This window comes from Gammaproteobacteria bacterium (assembly GCA_009845905.1).
Classification (GTDB): Bacteria; Pseudomonadota; Gammaproteobacteria; order Steroidobacterales; family Foliamicaceae; genus Foliamicus.
Genome location: VXYS01000004.1, coordinates 49,079 through 65,542, shown reverse-complemented (window position 1 = coordinate 65,542; position 16,464 = coordinate 49,079). Strand labels below are relative to the sequence as shown.

The following is a 16,464-nucleotide window of genomic DNA, read 5'->3' as shown; positions in this document are numbered from 1 at the left end:
GCCAGAGCCGAACCGCGGAGGCTTCGGTTGCGCGACGAGCGCGGGACGCCCTCGTTCCCGGAGGTCAGTCGTCCTGCGATACCCGTAGTTGCAGGTAATAGTTGCGCCCGAAGTCGCGGTGCGCATCGGCAAAGTAACCGAAGAAACGGTCCGCCAGGGGCGCCCGCTTGTCGAACACGTTATTCACGCCCAGCCGCAGCCGCCAGTCCCGATCCGCCAGTTCCCAGTTGTAGTCGAATGTGGCGTTCCAGGTCGTAACCGCCGGAATCCAGTACAACTGCCCGTCGTTCAGGGTCAGCGAGTTCTGGTAGAAAGTCCCGATATTGCGGCCTGAAAGCGCTATGCGCAGCGGGTCCCGCCGCCAGCTGAGAAACAGCGTATGGCGGGCCTTCTGGTTGCCGTCCTTCTGCAGCAGATCGGCGAAACCGGCGACCGGAATGCTCGCCGGAATCAGGCCCTCGTCCTTGGCGGCAACGAGTTCGGCGGCCTGGCCGCCCGGCACCTGGTCGAACTTGGTCAGGAAAGACGCCAGGTAGGTCAGGTTGAAATCGCCCACCCGCGTTTCAAGCGCGTAGCGAAGGCTCACGTCCCAGCCCCGCAGCGTGCGCGTATCCAGGTTCACGTACTTGTCGTCGATGTAGCGGATTAGTCCCGCCGGGCAAATGCCCGCAGCCTGATATATCGCCGCCTCATCCTCGGCGACTTCCGTTTCGCGCACAACCGCTGGGTTGAATTCGCCACCGCAGTTGCCGGGACCGCTTCTCAGGCGCGTAAGCAAGTCCAGCACGGTGTGGTTCTCTTCGCCCAGCAGGCCGATGGTGTCTTCCTTTTTGATGGACCACATGTCCACCGTGAGCGTCAGCGTGTCCATGGGCTGGATGGCGATGCCGATCGAATAGTTATCGGAGCGCTCAGGTTCCAGCAGCCCGCTCCCCTGCGCGATCCGCTGGGTGCTGTTGCGGCAATCCAGCGTATCCTGCTCCGGGTCGCCGCCGTTCTCGGCCGCATAGATGCAGGCATAGTCGTTGCGGGTGTTCTGCCGCGCAACGATCTCCTCGTTGATCGTGACCAGGTTGGGCGCCCGGAACGCTTCCGACCAGGACGCGCGCAGAAGAAGCGTCGGCGAAATCTGCCAGCCTGCGGCAACCTTGCCCACCACCGTGCTTCCGACGTCGGAAAAATTCTCGTAACGCGCCGCAAGCTGCACATCGATGTTGCTCATCAGCGGCAGCTGCAATTCCGTAAACAGTGAAGTCACGTTCCGGTCTCCGGAGCCGTCCGGGGTCGGGCTGGAATTGACCACGTCGGAGACGTAGGGATAGGTGTCGCCCTGGTAGTCGGTGAACACGATGGTGCCGTCCAGCCTCGGGTCGCGATCGTCTTCAAAGGTCTCACGGCGGAATTCCACGCCGGCCAGGCCGCCCGCCGGGCCCCAGGGAAGCCGGAACAGTTCGCCGGTGGAGACCCTAAGATCCGACAGGAACAGCGTCATTTCGTTGTTTCTGTGGACATCCACCAGCGCGCGCTCGATGTTGCTGTCGACACCGCCGCTGAAGGGGTTGTACGCGTTGGGAGTCGGGTCGAACAGGGCCTCCGCGATCAGCAAGTTGGAAACACGGTTGCGGGTCAGGTCCTCACGCTCCGCGCGCGACCAGAGCACCGCGCCTTCCCAGTCCCAACGGCCGGCCTGGCCGCGCAGGCCCTGGAGCAGGCGCACGACGCTGCCATCGTTCTCGACGATCCGCGGCACCTGCGCGAACCGGTAGTTGTCGATCTCGAGTTCCAGTCCTTCGCAGGGAACGCGCGGTATCAAGGATTCCGGAAGGCGGTTGGGTGAGCCGCAGGGACCGAAGGGGTTGTAATAGTTCTGCGGCCCCACCCTCAGCTTGACCGAGCTGAACGGCGCCGAGGCATGGCGGTACATGTGGGTGTCGGAGGCGTAGTAATGCAGTTCCGAGAAACTCTCCAGGCCGTTGCCGAAATCGTGATTGATGAACACGAATACGTTGCCGCGTTTGAGGTCGGAAGAAAGGTCGCGGGTGGCGTTTAGGTTGTACCGGTAAGTACCGTTGCCGTCGATGGCCCCGCAGGTGCCGTAGCCCAGGTCCCAGTCGCAGTCCTCGTGGCCGGCCGGAAACGTCTCGAATTCGCCGGCGCTGTCGGTCAACGTGTTGCGCAAACCGACGCTGCTTGCACTGACGCGCACGTCGTACTGGCCATACAGGGAGTTGGCGCTGGTATTGCGAAACCGGGTATCGCCGGCCCATGGGGAGTCTTCCGGAACCCGGCGGCGGAAATCGCCGTCCGCCCAGCGCTCGTCCTCGTGGGCGCTGACGCGGTCGCGCAGGTAGTAATCCGCCGTGATCCCGATGTGCGTGCGGCCCTGGTTGAAGAAATCGCCCCACTCAAGAGAAATGCGGTTGGTCTTGCGGCTCAGCTCGTCGTACCAGCCGTAACGGGCATAGACCCGTATGCCTTCCCGGTCGGTCCTGAGCACGTGATTGACGACGCCGGCCACGGCATCGGCGCCGTACAGGGCCGAGGCGCCGTCCTTGAGGATCTCGACGCGGTCCACGCCGTATACCGGCAGGGTGTTGGAGTTGACCGTGTTGACCGGCACGAAGCTGCCGCCGACCTCCTCGGTCTGGTAGCTCGCGGCGTTGACCATCCGCCGCCCGTTGAGCAGCACCAGCGTGTTGCCCGTGCCCAGGCTGCGCAGGTTGAAGGCGCCGATGTCTCCCCGGGCGGAGTTCACGCCGCCGCTGATGTTCTCGGCTTCGCTGAAGAAATTCTGTCCCTGCTCGGGTATGAACTGCAGCAACTCGTCGCCCGAATCGACGCCCATGGCCTCGATCTCTTCGGAGCTGATCACGGACACGGGCAATGCGCCGGTGATGTTGGCGCCCTTGATGTGGCTGCCCGTTACGACGATTTCTTCAATTTCCTGTTCTTCCGCCGGACCTTCCCCGGCGTCCTGAGCCAGCACGGCGGCGCTGCCGGCGAAGAACACTGAAAATGCCGCCGCAACGGCGAAATTCTTGCGTTTCCGCATGAGACCTACTCCCCACAAAAGCCTGCGAATTCTAGCCGTTTGCCGATTGGCGGCCAAATTACTCGTTCGTGGGCGCCAGCGCGGCGAACGCCCGATGCAGTTCCAGCGACGCGGCCAGCAGGTCCTCGTTGGCGCGGCCCAGCCAGGCCCGGTCCTGCTCGAGCGATTCCCGGTGAGCTTTCAGCATCCGCCGGACTTCTTCGTCCTGCGGCCCGCCCTGACCCTTGCGTCCAGCTAGCATCGCGACCGGATCCATCGCCCCTCGCAGTTTCTCCACGGACACGGGGAGGCGCCCGCCCATTGCCTCCCGATAGATCGTCTTGAGCTCTTCGTCGCTCAGTGATTCGGGAGGCAGCCGGTTCTCGCGTCCGTAGTCGGCAAGGGCCGAAGCAAAGCGGTGCGCGGTACGGAAAGGCAGTCCGGTTTCCCGGACCAGCATGTCGGCGACCTCCGTCATGGTCGAGAAGCCACGCCGCAACTCCTCCAGCGCCCGTTCACGGTCGATGAGAAGCAGGCCGATGAGCCGCTCGTAGCGCTGGTACATCAGCCTTGCCTTGTCCGTCAGTTCCATGATCGGCGCGATGTCCCTATAGTCGTGCATCCCGGTATTGGTGTTGTGCGCGAGAAGAATTTCCGTCTGCGCGCCGCCCAGTACCCGGCTGGCCTGGCTGCGCACCCGGTCCAGCGGCCGCGGGTTGCGCTTCTGCGGCATGATCGTACTGATGGCGACGGAGGATTCGTCCAGAAGGATCCACGGCTCGGGATTGTGGTATTGGGTGTGCAGGTTCTCGACCAGCTGGCCGATGGGAACGGCGGACAGGGCCAGAATACCGGCGAGTTCCCGCCGCAGGTCGCCGGACGAAACCAGGTTGGCGTCGTAGCTGTTCCCGACCGAAGCGGCGAAGCCCAGCAGATCCGCAAGCCGTTCGCGATCGAGGGCAAAACCCGAAGTCCCCAGCGCGGCAGCGCCCAGAGGGCTCCGGTTCATGCGGACGTAACCCTCGCGGTATCGCTGCAGGTCGCGTTCCAGGCTGGCCGAGAATGCAAGCAGGTAGCGCCCCAGCGTGGTGGGCTGCGCCTGAACGCCATGCGTGTAGGCGGGAATCGGCGTTGTCGCCTCCTGTTCCGCCAGGCGCAGCAGTGCGGCGCGCGCTTGCAACGCACCGTTCGCCAATGCCAGCCACTGGTCGCGTATCAACATTCGCCGCACCACGCCGTGGAGGTCCTGACGCGAGCGCCCAAGATGAAGATTGGCCACTTCCTTATCGGCCAGTTCGATCAGGCGCTCCTCATAGGGAAGGTAGTTCGCTGGTCGCCTTGCGCCTTGGGCCTCCTGCTCGCTATGCAATTGCAGCATCGCATCGGCGATTTTCTCTGCCTGTCCGCGGTCCACCAGGCTCTCTTCCAGGAGCATGACAAGCGATGCCTTGTTCGCCTCGGCCAGATAGCAGAAGAAATCGGGGCACAGCGCGCCGCGGCGCCGACCCGGCGGGCCGTTCCCGCCGCCCATGACCTCGACCAGTCCATCGGCCAGGACACTGGCCGTGGAAGCGATCTCGTCCCGGGGTGTGTCGTCGCCCGTCTCGACCGTGATTGCCGGCACGCCGAAACGGCGATAGAAGTAGTTCTTGGCAATCGCCGTGTCCTCCGAGGATCGCGGCGCCCGTTCAAACGCGTAGGCGGATCCGCTTGCTCGGGCAAGGCGGAGCCAGCGTGTGTCGAACGCCGGCGGGCGGGTCGCGTCCTTCAGGGTGGGGACATAGAACACGTTTCTCCAGGTCGAGTGGAAGTCCAGCATGACTGCGATAGCGCTTCCCCTCTCTTCCAGCGAGTCGAGCAGATCCCGGACAGCCCGCGTTTCCGGCTGCTCGAAAGTCCCCCAGTCGCGGTTCAGGTCGGTCCCATCCAGGTTGTGCCGCCAGTGGCCCAGCGCGACGCCATCGGGATTGAGGTTGGGAATGAATACAAGGCTGTGCCCGGAATAGAACGCGCACCTGGCCGAGGACGGATCGTCGCAGGCGCCTGAGCGGTCCTCGAGCAGTCGTTCGGCAAAGGCAATGAACATCAGGGCGCCCGGGATCTCCGGCGGGTGCTGACGGCCGATGAAGAGCAGGTAGCTGGGCGCGCCGGGAGCGGTCTCGGCCGCGAAAATCGGTCGGCCTCCCCGGGATTCGCCGATGCTGCGCCACTCAAGTCCGTCGAAGCGCTCTGCCATGTTGTCGCGCCATTCCGCGTAGAAGTCCAGTCCGAGGTTCTCCTGCGCCGAAACGAACAAGCCCTCCGCGCCGGGTTGGAGTTCCATGGTCGCGCGGCCGTCCTCGTGGGCCAGCCACTGGCGCTCCGGCAGCGGGGTCCATTCCCGGCCGTCAACGCTGGTCCTGGGCGTGTAGCGGTGCCGGCTGGTGGAGTAGCGCAGCGTGACCACGATGGTCCCCTGCTCGTTCGCGTTCTTTGCGCGCACGTGGAACCCGAACCAGGGGCTGGGATTGATCGGCGGCGGATCCTCAGGCTCGATGGTCAGGATCACGCCGCGCGGATTGAAGACCCGGCAGGCGGTGGCGCGCGCGCCTTCATGGTCCGCGCTGAATTCGTAAAGGCCGGTGTCGCAGGACAGTCCGCCTGCGGCGTCCTGAGCGATTGCGAGCGGCGCCGCAGCCAGCAGCCAGGCGATAAGCGCGGCGAGTGACGCAGGACGCTTCACGGCCTGAACGTCATTTCCTGCTGCGTGTCGGCGGCGATGGCGGCGTCCGAGAACCACCAGTAGCCGATGTCGCCGGACAGCCATGCGGGAAGCTGGTCGTTCAGGTGCGGATCGAACAGGCGCGAACTGACGCCGCCGGGTATGACCGCCAGGACCTTGTCCGGATCGCCGAGGTTGGCGACGAACCTGAGCGAATCGATGATCCGTGGATCATAGTCTCCGAATCCCGGAAACCGCGCCCGGCCCAGCGTTTCTCCGGAACCGCGGCCGGGATAGTCTCCACCGCCCAGCAGCCGGTCCGCCAGTTCGCCGGGCACCCAGGGGTTGCTGAACCGGAACCGGCTCAGGTCCCCCCAGCGCCAGGCGGCCGGGTCGGCGCCCAGTCGCGATTGCAATTCGGACCAGGCGTCGCCCGCTGCGGCGCGAAGCAGATCGTCGCGGCTCTCCACGACCTCGGTGCGCTTGTCGTCGAACCACTCCCACTCGCCCGCCAGGAGCATCCGGTACACGCGCTCCTGCCAGTAGTAGATGTCGCGTGCGTATTGCCGGGCCAGCGTCTCGCCCAGTTCGTCCTCGAAAATCCGCCGGACCAGGCTGGCCATCATTGCCTGGAAAAGGGCCGGCGCCGCCAGTTCCGGCTCGTCGTGGAAATTCCAGCCGGCCAGCATCTCGGCGGCGGCCCGCGTTTCGGGTTGCCCTTCCAGTGCCTCGACCATGACGGGAACGAGGCCCCGGGCCATGGGATTGAGCGTGTCGTTGATCGCCGACCAGTGGTCGGTATCCGACAGCGCGCCGTCGCCGTCGAACAGTTCCTGCATCCGCCGGTAGCGCCAGGAGGAGGCCACGTAGCTGGTCCAGTGCCCGTCAAAATCACCGCTTACGGTGCGATGGTTGGCGTTGCCGACCCATCCCCGCGGCGGGTTGATGGACGTGGGCGCCCGGGCGAAGGGCACGAACGCCGGCCAGTCGTCTCCGGCGTCCACAACGGCAAGCGGTAGCGCACCGTCGCCCCGGCGCCGCACCGGCACGTGACCGGCGGTGTAGTGCGCGATGTTGTCCTGCGTATCCCCTACCGTGTAGTTGTACGGAGCGTTGATCAGGCCGATAATTTCCCCGGCCTCGAACGTATCGCGCGCGAGCATCACGCGTTCGATTCCCACCTGCGTGCCGATATTCTCGGCCATGCTCCAGCGCAGCGAATACACGCGGCCGTCGCTTCCGGTCAGGCCGTGATCGGAAATGACCGGGCCGCGCCGCGTATGGCGAACTATCAAGGGATGCTCGCGGTAGCCGCCCGGCGCACTGCGGTCGCGTATGCGAATGACTTCCTCCACGATCCGGTACGGAACGGACTGTTCCCCTTCCAGGTAGTGTCCCGGTCGGTTCGGATCATCCCGCTCGATGAACAGGTCGGCGACGTCGGAATAGGCGTTGGTTATGCCCCAGGCAACGTGGCTGGAGCGCCCTGCCCCCAGTCCCGGCAGGCCCGCGCCAGCTGCGCCCACCGCCCGCCATTCGGGAGTGATCAGGCCCACCGGATGCCAGATGCCCGGCAGGCGGCGCACGTCGATGTGCGGGTCGTTGGCCACGATCGGCGCTTCGCCCGCCGACCGCCGGGCCGACGTCGCCCAACTGTTGGAGCCGTCCGCCGGCTCGGGTAGATCGGGGAAATTCGCCGGTGCGCCGGTAGGCATGCTGTTCTCGGCCAGGCTGTAGTCCGATGCCCACTCGCTCTCGTCGTCCGGGTTGACCGTCAGCATCGAGATTTCCGCGGCCTTCGTGGCGCCGAGGTGATCGACCAGCGCCTGACTGAGAACTTCCGTGCGCCAGTTTCCAGTGCTGTTGAACGCAAGGAACAGGTATTGCGTCGTCAGATCTTCCAGCGTGAACGGCGCCGGCGGCTCTCCGGAAAGCCTTACGGCCAGCGGGAACTCGTCGGCCTGCGTCGCGATGTAGGCGTTGACCCCCTCGAGGAACCATTCGTGCAGTTCGCGGCTGGGCGATTCAAGTTGCGCCGCCCATACGGACCCCATGCGGCTTAAGCCCATGACCCGGATCAGCGTATCGCTGCGCAGGCCGACCTCCCCGATCTGCTCCGACAGACGGCCGTTGATCAGCTCGCGGGTCAGCAGCATTTGCGACAGGCGGTCCTGTGACGTGACGAAACCCTGAACGCGCAAGGCGTCGGCCAGCGTCTCGGCATAGATATAGGGGACTCCCCGCCGGTCCCTCTTCACGTGCACCTTGTCGTCCAACATCGCAAGGACCGCTGCATCGCCGATGTCCCGGTCACGGTCCGGGAGGTTGCTCTGCCTGAGCCAGGCGATGCCCGCGGCTGCGGCCAGGACAATCACCAGCAGCAGGGCGACGAGTGCGATTCCGATTTTTTTCAGCATTGCGGGTCCTCTCGGGTCAGTTTCATGGCGCCAGCGTGATTTCCTTGCGCGTATTGGCGCTGATGGCCTCATCGGAGAACCACCAGTAGTTGATTTCTCCGGACAGCCACAACGTCAGCTGGTCGTTCAGGTGCGGGTCGAACAGGCGTCCGCTGACGCCGCCGGGAATGACCGCCAGCACCTTGTCCGGATCGCCGAGATCGGCGACGAAGCGCAGAGAATCGATCGCCCAGGCGCCGAACGACGGACTGCCGTACGATCCCCACAAGGTCTCCGTAGATCCGGTACGCGGAAAATCGCCACCGCCCAATAAACGGTTTACGAACCTGTTGCCTGTCGGGATGGGACTGGAAATCCTGAGCCGGCTGGTATCGCCCCAGCGCCAGTCGCGCGGGTTCCCTCCCAGGCTTGCCTCGAGTTGCCGCCAGGCGTCCAGTGCCGCTCCCCGGATCAGGTCGTCCCGGTCCTCGGTTTGCGGAGTATTGATGTTGTCGAACCAGTCCGATTCGCTGGAATTCAGCATCGAATGAATGCGTTCCTGCCAGAAGTAGGGAGAGCTCCGGAAACTCTGGATCAGGGTATCCAGTTCGTCGGCGAAGATCCGGCTCACGAGCGCACGCATCATCAACTGGAACAGCGCCGGCGCGGCCTTCCCGGCATCGTCGCGGTAATCCCAGTCAACGAGGACATCCGCCGCCGGCTGTGTTTCGGGAGCGCCTTCCAGGGCCGGCAGAAACAGCGGCACCAGGTCGCGGGCCAGCGTGTTCCTGGTGTCGGTGATCGCCGCCCAGTGTTCTTCGGCGGAGAACACCCGGTCGTTGTCGAACAGTTCCAGCATGCGGCGGTAGCGCCAGGAAGGGGCCGAGTAGCTGCTCCAGATGCCGTCGAAGTCTGCGCTGACGGTCCGGTGATTGGCGTTGCCCACCCAGCCTCTTTGCGGATTCAGCGACGACGGGGCCCGTTCGAAGGGGACGAACCCGCTCCAGTTGTCCTGCCCGTCCGTTACCTGCAGCGGTAGAGCGCCGTCCCCCCTAAGCCGGACCGGAACATGACCGGAGGTGAAGTGGGCGATGTTCCCGCGGGTGTCGGCCACGTTGTAGTTGAGGGCGCCCACGATGTCACGGATAGCCTCGCCGGCTTCGGCGACATCCTTCGCCAGCATCAATCGATCGACGCCCACCTGGCTGCCGACGTTCTCGGCTACGCTCCAGCGCAGCGACAGGGAGCGCCCGTGCGCATCCTCGATCAGCGCGTCGGAAACCACCGGCCCGCGCCGGCTGCGCCGGACCATGAAAGTTCGTTCACGAAAGCCGCCGGGAGAATCCGGGTCCCGTACCCGCACGGTCTCGCTGACCACCTCGTAGGGCAAGGACAGTTCGCCTTCCAGGTAGTGGCCGTCCTGTGCGGGATCGTCCTGCTCGATGAACAGGTCCGCCGTGTCGGCAGCCGAATTGGTGACGCCCCAGGCGATGGAATCGGACCGTCCCACGGCCAGTCCGGGCCATCCCGCCGCGGCCACTCCCACGGCCCGCCAATCGGGCGTAATCAGGCCCAGCGGATACCAGATGCCGGGAAGCCGGCGGGCGTCGAGGTGCGGATCGTTGGCCAGTATCGGCGCTCCCCGCCGCGACCGCCGCCCCGATGTAGCCCAGCTGTTGGAGCCGCCGACCGGGCTGGCCTCGATTTGCGGTTGCTCGCGCATCGACAACAGCGGTTCCCGCGCTGCGAGCGCGTAATCCGATGCCCACCGGCTGCCGTCATCCGGGTTTACGCTGACGAGCGAGATTTGTGCGGCCTTCTCGCGTCCCAGCCGGTCCACCAGACGCTGGGCCAGCCATTCGGAACGCCAGTTCTCGGTAAGGTCGTACGCCTGGAGAAGGTAGTGCGCGCAGATGTCCTCCAGCGTGTAGGGCGCCGGTGTCGTTCCGGATATGCGCACCGTGAGCGGAAACTCATGCTCCTGCGTGCCGATATAGGCATTGACGCCCTCGAGATACCACTCGTGCATTTCCCGGCTGGGCGACTCGAGCCCGGCCGCAAACCGACGGGCCAGTTGCCGGATTCCGAGCACCCGCACGCGGATGTCGTTGCTTTCTCCGCGAGGACCGATCTGTTCGGCCAGACGTCCATTGACCGCTTCGCGGGTCAGGAGCATCTGGGTCAGCCGGTCCTGCGCGGTGACGAATCCCTGCGCCCGGATGGCGTCCGCCAGCGACTGCGCATGGATGTAAGGGACTCCGTAGCGGTCCCGCCTGACCGTAACGGGCGCATCCAGCACGCTCAAACGGACAGGCTTGTCGACGGTCCCCGCGCGGGTCGGAATGTTGCTGGTGCGCAACCAGAAGAAGGCCACCAAGGATATCAGAACTACTATTGATATCAATGTGATAAATGAAATAGCTAATTTCTTTATCACTTTCAGTTCACATTCAGGTCGCCGTCCAGGTCGAAAATTGCCGCCAACAGCGCGACCCGCATCCACATGCCGTTTCGTTCCTGGCGCCAGTACATGACGCGCGGGTCATTGTCGATGCCGGGGTCGAGTTCAGGCCCCCGCGGCAGCGGATGCATGATGATCGCGTAGGAGGGAAAGCGCCGCAGTTGTTCGGGACCGATCGAGTAGGACGCGTAATCGGCGTTCTCGGATTCGTTCTGCTCGTCGTATTCCTCCTGCAGCCGCGTTACGTACAACGCGTCCAGGTCGCCCAGCACGTCATCCAGCCGGCTGGTGCACGCGTACTCGACGCCGTGCTCGTCGAGATGATCGAGGATGTCCTGCTTGATCTCGAAACCCGGCGGCGCGACGAACCGCAGGCGAACGTCCCGGTAGTTCTTCATCAGGTAGCTGAGCGACCGGACCGTCCTGCCGCGGCGCAGGTCGCCCATCATGGCGATGGTCCTGCCGTCGATGCCGCCGCGCTTCTCGAAGCTGCGCTCCAGCGTGTAGATGTCCAGCAGGGCCTGGGTGGGATGCTGGTCGGGACCGCTGCCGGCGTTGATGACCGGGACGGGGCGCGGAATGGAGTCCATGAGCTCGGCCGCGCGCGCGGCCTTTCCGCCTTCCGGGGTGCGCATGATGATGATGTCCGCATAGGAACTGAAGGTGCGGATGCTGTCTTCGAAGGTCTCGCCCTTCACCTCCGAGGAGATGGACGGATTGCGGATTTCGCTGGTCTGCATGCCGAGGATGTGGCAGGCGCTGTTGAAGGACAGGAAGGTCCGGGTGGAAGGCTGCGTGAAATAGAGCATGGCGCGGCGGTTGGGCGCCAGCCGCTGCAGGGTTTGCGCGCCGGATCGCGATTTCGCGAGGGTCCGGATGTGGGTCGCCAGGCGGCACAGACGGTCGAGCATCGGCCGGTCGAACTGCCGGGTATCGATAACGTGAAACAACCCGTTACTCCCCATACCGGCGCCATTATCGTTGAACGGCGCCGCCGGTGTCGCGTCACGGGTAAACTTTTCGCCGCCATGCCCACCAACGTCACGCAGGAATACAAGAAGGCCGAGCAGGCGTTTCGCGAGGCCAGGGAACCCCAGGACCGCCTGCGCTGCCTGCGGGAGATGCTGCGGCTCATCCCGAAGCACAAGGGCACCGAGCACGTCCAGGCGGATATCAAGACCCGGATCAAGCAGCTCACCACCGAGCTGTCCCGTCCGCGCAAGGGAGGCGCGCGTTCCGGCCCCGCCCACGCCGTGCGCCGCGAAGGGGCGGCCCAGGTGGCGCTGCTGGGCGCGCCCAACGCCGGCAAGTCGCAACTGCACTCGGCGCTCACGGGATCGCAGTCCACCGTCGGCGCCTGGCCGCATACCACGGAAACGCCGATACCGGGGATGGCGCCCTATCACGACATCCATTTTCAGTTGGTGGACCTGCCCCCGGTAGCCCTGGAGCGCACACAGCCCTGGCTGGCGACCGCCCTGCAGCCCGCCGACGGTGCGTTGCTGGTCGTGGATATCGCCTCGCCGGACTGTGCCGGGGAGATCGGGATCGTGCTGGACAAGATGGCCGAGAAGCGCGTGACCTTCGTTCCCGAATGGCCGGGACTGCCGGATCCGCGCAAGCGCCGCCGCAGGAAGCGCCGCTCTCGCAAGCAGGAAACTTTCGAGGACTTGTTCCGGATCCGCCTCCCTGCCCTGCTGGTGGCCAACAAGACCGACCTGGGTGACTATCGGGAGCGGCTGGATGCTTTAAGCGGGAAGCTTGACTTTCCGGCGCTTGCCGTGTCCGCCGAGACCGGGGACAACCTGGGGGCGATACCCGAGTTTCTGTTCAGAGGACTCGGCGTGGTGCGGGCCTACACCAAGACGCCGGGCAAGCCTCCCGATCTGGGACGGCCGTTCACGCTGCGGCATGGCGCCACGGTGAGCGAGCTGGCTTCGCTGGTGCACAAGGACATTGCGGGGAGCCTGCGGTTTGCGCGGATATGGGGGGAGAAGGTCTATGACGGGCAACAGGTGAGTCCGAAGCACCTCATTCACGACGGCGACATCCTGGAATTGCACCACCGCTAGGCTTGGTATTGCCAACCCTCGCCTATTCCGCTCCCCTCACTGTGGCGAGGCGCCATCCCTGGCTCGGTTCCGCCATCCTGGCTCCAACGCTCTCCACAGTGAGGGGAGCGGAATAGGCTGTAACCTATGCTCAAGCGCCGGGTTTCAGGTGTCGGGTTTTAGGATGGAGAGGGCGGTGATGGCGGCTATGCAGAGCCAGAGCAAGCCCAGGATTGAGGTGCCGGCCGCGTAGTTTTTGCGGATTGCGCGTTCGCGCGAGGGGTTGGAGCCGGATGCTTCGATTTGCCGCCAGATGCCGAAGAACTGGATGATGTAGTAGCGGATGCCGATGCCGCTGGCGATGACGGCGCCGAAGAGAACGAGCTTCCATGCCAGCCAGGCCTGAAGCGCCAATGCCCCGAAGACCGCGGCAAGGCCGCCCAGCACCAGCGCCGCCAGCAGCACGTATCGGACCAGGCGGTCCAGAAACGCCAGTTGCTTGCCGGATGCGCGGTGCCTCAGGCGGTGGACGGTCTCGACGAACGCCAGCCATAGCAGTGTGGCGAGGCCTGCTGCCCAGGCCAGAGTTGCGCCTCCGGGGAAATAGCCGAGCAGCGCCGACAGGACGGTTCCCAGGCCGGCCTGGAGCACCAGCGCATAGCGAACGTGCTGGTCCACGTCCATGACATGCTCCATCAGGCGCTTGCGCTCCTCGAAGGGCATGGACGCCGCCCGGCAGACAAAGCGGAATTCGCTGTTGATGACGAACTCGGCGCCCAGCCAGTACCCGAGCACGGCGATGTGGATAACGAGGAGTGCGTCAACGGGCATGCGTCACCAGGGCACGGACTCGCCATGCAGGTTGAGGAACTTGCCGGTGTCCTCCGGTCCCAGGGTCGTGATGACCTTGATCTGTTTCGCCACGCTGTCTTCGACGCTCCATGTGGCGGTCCATCCACCCAATGCGGTCTGTGTCCATCCAGGCGCCATGGAAATGACTCGAATCCCGCGTTCCCTCAAGTCAACCGCAAGGCTCCTGGCAATCATGTTCAGCGCGGCCTTGCTTGTCCGGTAAGCGTAACTCTGCCCCATGTCGTTGTTGCCGATGGATCCCATGTCTGACGACATCATGACCACCAGTGGTTGGTCGCCCCGCATCAGTGACCCTTCCAATGCCCGGGTCAGCCGGAACTGAGCGATCACGTTGACGCGCATGATCTCTTCCCAAAGCTCGTAGTCCATGCTGTCCGCGCTTTGCCTGTGAGAGTCCTCGGTCCAGCTTCCGCCATACAGACCGGCGTTGTTGATCAAATAATCGACTCGCTCCTCTTCCAGATTCCCTGCAAAGGAATCGATGGAGTCCCAGTCGTTCATGTCCAATCGACCGATACTGAGTAAAGGTTTGTATTGCCTGGTCAATTTGGTCAGCGATTCCGCATTGTCCGGGTCGCGAACTCCGGCAATCACCTTTTCTCCCATGGCAAGAAGTTGTGTTGCGTATCCAAGGCCGATGCCGCGATTGGCGCCGGAAATCAACCAGGTATTGCTCATCTTTTTCTCCTGATGTAAGTGAGTGGTGCGTCTATTGGCATGAATCTATTGTTTCCAGGACGGTCTGATTGCTGGCCGTTTCCGGAAGCCCGATGTACGGGCGGGTACGGTAGGTTTCATTCAACCGGCTCAGCATCGCGTCGGGAAGCGACATTTCGGCCGCGGACAGCGCATCCTCAATGTGTTCGAGACGGGTCGCGCCGACAACCGGGGTCGTCACGCCTGGCCGGGTCCACAGCCAGGCCAGGGCCGCGCAGGCGGGCTTGATTCCATATTCGTCCGACACCTCCGCCAGCACGTCGAGCACATCGTCGCGAGGCGCACCATACAACTGGTCCGCCACGTCGTCCACCCTTGCACGCGGAGTGGCCAGGGGGTCGCGCGGGCGCGCCAGCCGGCCGCGCGCGAGCGGGCTCCAGGGCAAAACGGCGATACCCTGATCGATGCAGAACGGCAGGAGATCGCGTTCTTCCTCGCGATACAGCAGGTTGAAGTGCGCCTGCACGGTCTCGAACTCGGGCCAGCCGTTCGCCCGGGCCGTGAAGTTCATCTTGGCGAGCTGCCAGGCGCGAAGATTGCTCGCCCCCAGGTGGCGCACCTTGCCTTCCCGCACCAGCCTGGCCAGCGCATCCATCGTTTCTTCCACGGGGGTCGCTTCGTCATAGAGGTGTATCTGCAGCAGATCGATAGTCTCGATGCTCAGTCGCCGCAGCGAGGCCTCGCAGGAGGCCTTCACGTTACCGGCGGAGAGGCCCATCTCACCCTCACCGACCGGGAAATAGAACTTGGTTGCGATGATGACGCGCTCGCGCGCCGCGGCCGCGCGCAACATGCGCCCGAGCACGCGCTCGCTACGACCCGTGGAGTACACGTTGGCGGTATCGAAAAACGTGATTCCGAGTTCGAGCGCCCGGGCGAGTATCTCTATCGACTCCCGCTCGTCGAGGACCCAGGACCGCCAGCGACTGGATCCGAAACCCATGCAGCCGAGCGCGACCCGCGGCAGGGAGAACGCCATCAGATCTGTTTGCCTAGGACGGGTGAAGCGTCCGCTGAAGTCGCGCCGCCGTCGATCAACGGGTCCCCGGTCGGCACGCCCAGTCGGAACTTGCCTGTCGGCGCCATGGACTGATCCCAGTTGAGCTCGATATGCGTGGATATGGCGCGGCAATCGCGGTACAACCGCTGCACGGGATTGGATGCCTTTTGCCCCGTGACCCCCATCATGGCCGCCAGGGAGTCCGCCGTGGACGTGCACAGCCGCGCTCCGAATGTCACGAGCCGCCGCATGCGCAGGAGCCGCTCGCCGATAATCTCCTCGCCTGCCGCGCCGGCGGCATGCAGGTCCCTGATCACGTCCTGAAACAGCAACTCCGCGGCGTCGAGATTTGCGCACGCTTCGCCGACGCGCACCTGGACCGGCACCTGCGTCACGATCGGCTCGCCAAAGAGCTTTCCCTTGCGAGACCGGGTCTGCTCACAATACGACTCCAGCGCCCCCCGCGCCGAGCCGAGCAGCGGCCCCAGAAACCAGCTTCCCTGATAGGGGAAAGTCCGAACGCGGTGCACGTAGCTTTCGGCAATCGCGGCGCCCGGCGGATCCATGCTGGCAAAATCTTCAATGGTCACTACGCGCCGTGCCGGCACCAGCACCTGATCGGCAACGACATCATGGCTTCCGGTGCCACGGAGGCCCTCGACATGCCAGGTGTCCAGAACCTGATATTCACCCGGGAGCAGCAACGCAAAGTGCGAAATTCCGCCTTCGGGATCTTCGCGTGCGGTGACCATGACGCCGCTTGCTATATTCACGCCGCTGACGAACGCCCACCGCCCCGTCAGCCGCCACCCGGAACCTTCGCGCCGAATGGCGCCCCCACCGGCCGAACCGGTCGCCAGCACGGCGTCGTCGCCGGCGTTGGTGAAGAACTCCTCCTGGGCGTCCTGACCGAATCGCGCGACAAAGATGATGTGGGAAAAAACCAGTGACACCAGCCAACCGGTTGATCCGCACTCCCGCGCGAGTCGCTCGCTTACGGTGAAGTGAGGCCCCCAGTCGAGGCCGTAGCCCCCGTAGCGACGGGGCCTGTACAGTTTGTGCAGCCCTGCCCTTCTGAGCGCCTCCACCACCTCCGGGACGGGGTCGCGCAGCTCCTCCGAGCGGACGGCATTCTCGCGAACAAGCGGAGCCAGCGCCTCGGCGGCCGATGTCAGCTCAGCCGGCGTCGGTATCGCGGAGTCTGTTGAGGCGGGAACTATGTCTTGAGGCATCC

The 16,464-nt window shown here is 64.6% G+C and carries 10 protein-coding genes; 1 reads left to right on the top strand and 9 read right to left on the bottom strand.

The features are described 5' to 3' along the window. Positions 1 to 64: 64 nt before the first annotated feature. From F4036_01795 to pyrB, 5 genes are read right to left on the bottom strand one after another with little or no spacing between them, the layout of a single operon-like run. Positions 65 to 3,052: a TonB-dependent receptor gene (locus tag F4036_01795; GenBank protein ID MYK36475.1), complete on the bottom strand. Its 2,988-nt coding sequence runs from the start codon at positions 3,050 to 3,052 to the stop codon at positions 65 to 67. Between the two features lie 58 nt (positions 3,053 to 3,110). Further along, a complete protein-coding gene (locus F4036_01790; GenBank protein ID MYK36474.1) occupies positions 3,111 to 5,837 on the bottom strand; it encodes a hypothetical protein in 2,727 nt (908 codons plus the stop codon). Then, positions 5,750 to 8,221, bottom strand: a complete 2,472-nt coding sequence (locus F4036_01785) for a penicillin acylase family protein (GenBank protein MYK36473.1) — start codon at positions 8,219 to 8,221, stop codon at positions 5,750 to 5,752. Before F4036_01785 ends, F4036_01790 begins: the two co-directional genes overlap by 88 nt. Continuing rightward, positions 8,172 to 10,655, bottom strand: coding sequence for a penicillin acylase family protein (locus F4036_01780; GenBank protein ID MYK36472.1), 2,484 nt, complete (start codon positions 10,653 to 10,655; stop codon positions 8,172 to 8,174). Before F4036_01780 ends, F4036_01785 begins: the two co-directional genes overlap by 50 nt. Beyond that, entirely contained in the window at positions 10,568 to 11,554 is a 987-nt protein-coding gene (gene pyrB / locus F4036_01775; protein MYK36471.1) for an aspartate carbamoyltransferase, read from the bottom strand. Before pyrB ends, F4036_01780 begins: the two co-directional genes overlap by 88 nt. 63 nt (positions 11,555 to 11,617) lie before the next feature. On the opposite strand from pyrB, the gene F4036_01770 reads away from it, so the two are divergent. Then, on the top strand, positions 11,618 to 12,661 hold the full coding sequence (locus F4036_01770; protein ID MYK36470.1) for a TGS domain-containing protein: 1,044 nt from the start codon (positions 11,618 to 11,620) through the stop codon (positions 12,659 to 12,661). Positions 12,662 to 12,805: 144 nt separating this feature from the next. Here the strand turns inward: F4036_01770 and F4036_01765 are convergent, their stop codons facing one another. The 4 genes from F4036_01765 to F4036_01750 are packed head-to-tail and all read right to left on the bottom strand — an operon-like array spanning position 12,806 to position 16,462. Beyond that, positions 12,806 to 13,471, bottom strand: coding sequence for a hypothetical protein (locus F4036_01765; GenBank protein ID MYK36469.1), 666 nt, complete (start codon positions 13,469 to 13,471; stop codon positions 12,806 to 12,808). 3 nt (positions 13,472 to 13,474) lie between these two features. Further along, entirely contained in the window at positions 13,475 to 14,191 is a 717-nt protein-coding gene (locus F4036_01760) for an SDR family oxidoreductase (protein MYK36468.1), read from the bottom strand. 31 nt (positions 14,192 to 14,222) lie between these two features. Then, positions 14,223 to 15,209, bottom strand: coding sequence for an aldo/keto reductase (locus F4036_01755; GenBank protein ID MYK36467.1), 987 nt, complete (start codon positions 15,207 to 15,209; stop codon positions 14,223 to 14,225). Beyond that, on the bottom strand, positions 15,209 to 16,462 hold the full coding sequence (locus F4036_01750; GenBank protein MYK36466.1) for a hypothetical protein: 1,254 nt from the start codon (positions 16,460 to 16,462) through the stop codon (positions 15,209 to 15,211). Before F4036_01750 ends, F4036_01755 begins: the two co-directional genes overlap by 1 nt. Between the last annotated feature and the right edge of the window lie 2 nt (positions 16,463 to 16,464).

Coding starts and splice junctions, on each gene's coding strand:
- F4036_01795 (MYK36475.1), bottom strand. CDS start 3,052: ATGCGGAAACGCAAGAATTTCGCCGTTGCGGCGGCATTTTCAGTGTTC.
- F4036_01790 (MYK36474.1), bottom strand. CDS start 5,837: ATGGCTGTCCGGCGACATCGGCTACTGGTGGTTCTCGGACGCCGCCAT.
- F4036_01785 (MYK36473.1), bottom strand. CDS start 8,221: ATGAGGCCATCAGCGCCAATACGCGCAAGGAAATCACGCTGGCGCCAT.
- pyrB (MYK36471.1), bottom strand. CDS start 11,554: ATGGGGAGTAACGGGTTGTTTCACGTTATCGATACCCGGCAGTTCGAC.
- F4036_01770 (MYK36470.1), top strand. CDS start 11,618: ATGCCCACCAACGTCACGCAGGAATACAAGAAGGCCGAGCAGGCGTTT.
- F4036_01765 (MYK36469.1), bottom strand. CDS start 13,471: ATGCCCGTTGACGCACTCCTCGTTATCCACATCGCCGTGCTCGGGTAC.
- F4036_01760 (MYK36468.1), bottom strand. CDS start 14,191: ATGAGCAATACCTGGTTGATTTCCGGCGCCAATCGCGGCATCGGCCTT.
- F4036_01755 (MYK36467.1), bottom strand. CDS start 15,209: ATGGCGTTCTCCCTGCCGCGGGTCGCGCTCGGCTGCATGGGTTTCGGA.
- F4036_01750 (MYK36466.1), bottom strand. CDS start 16,462: ATGCCTCAAGACATAGTTCCCGCCTCAACAGACTCCGCGATACCGACG.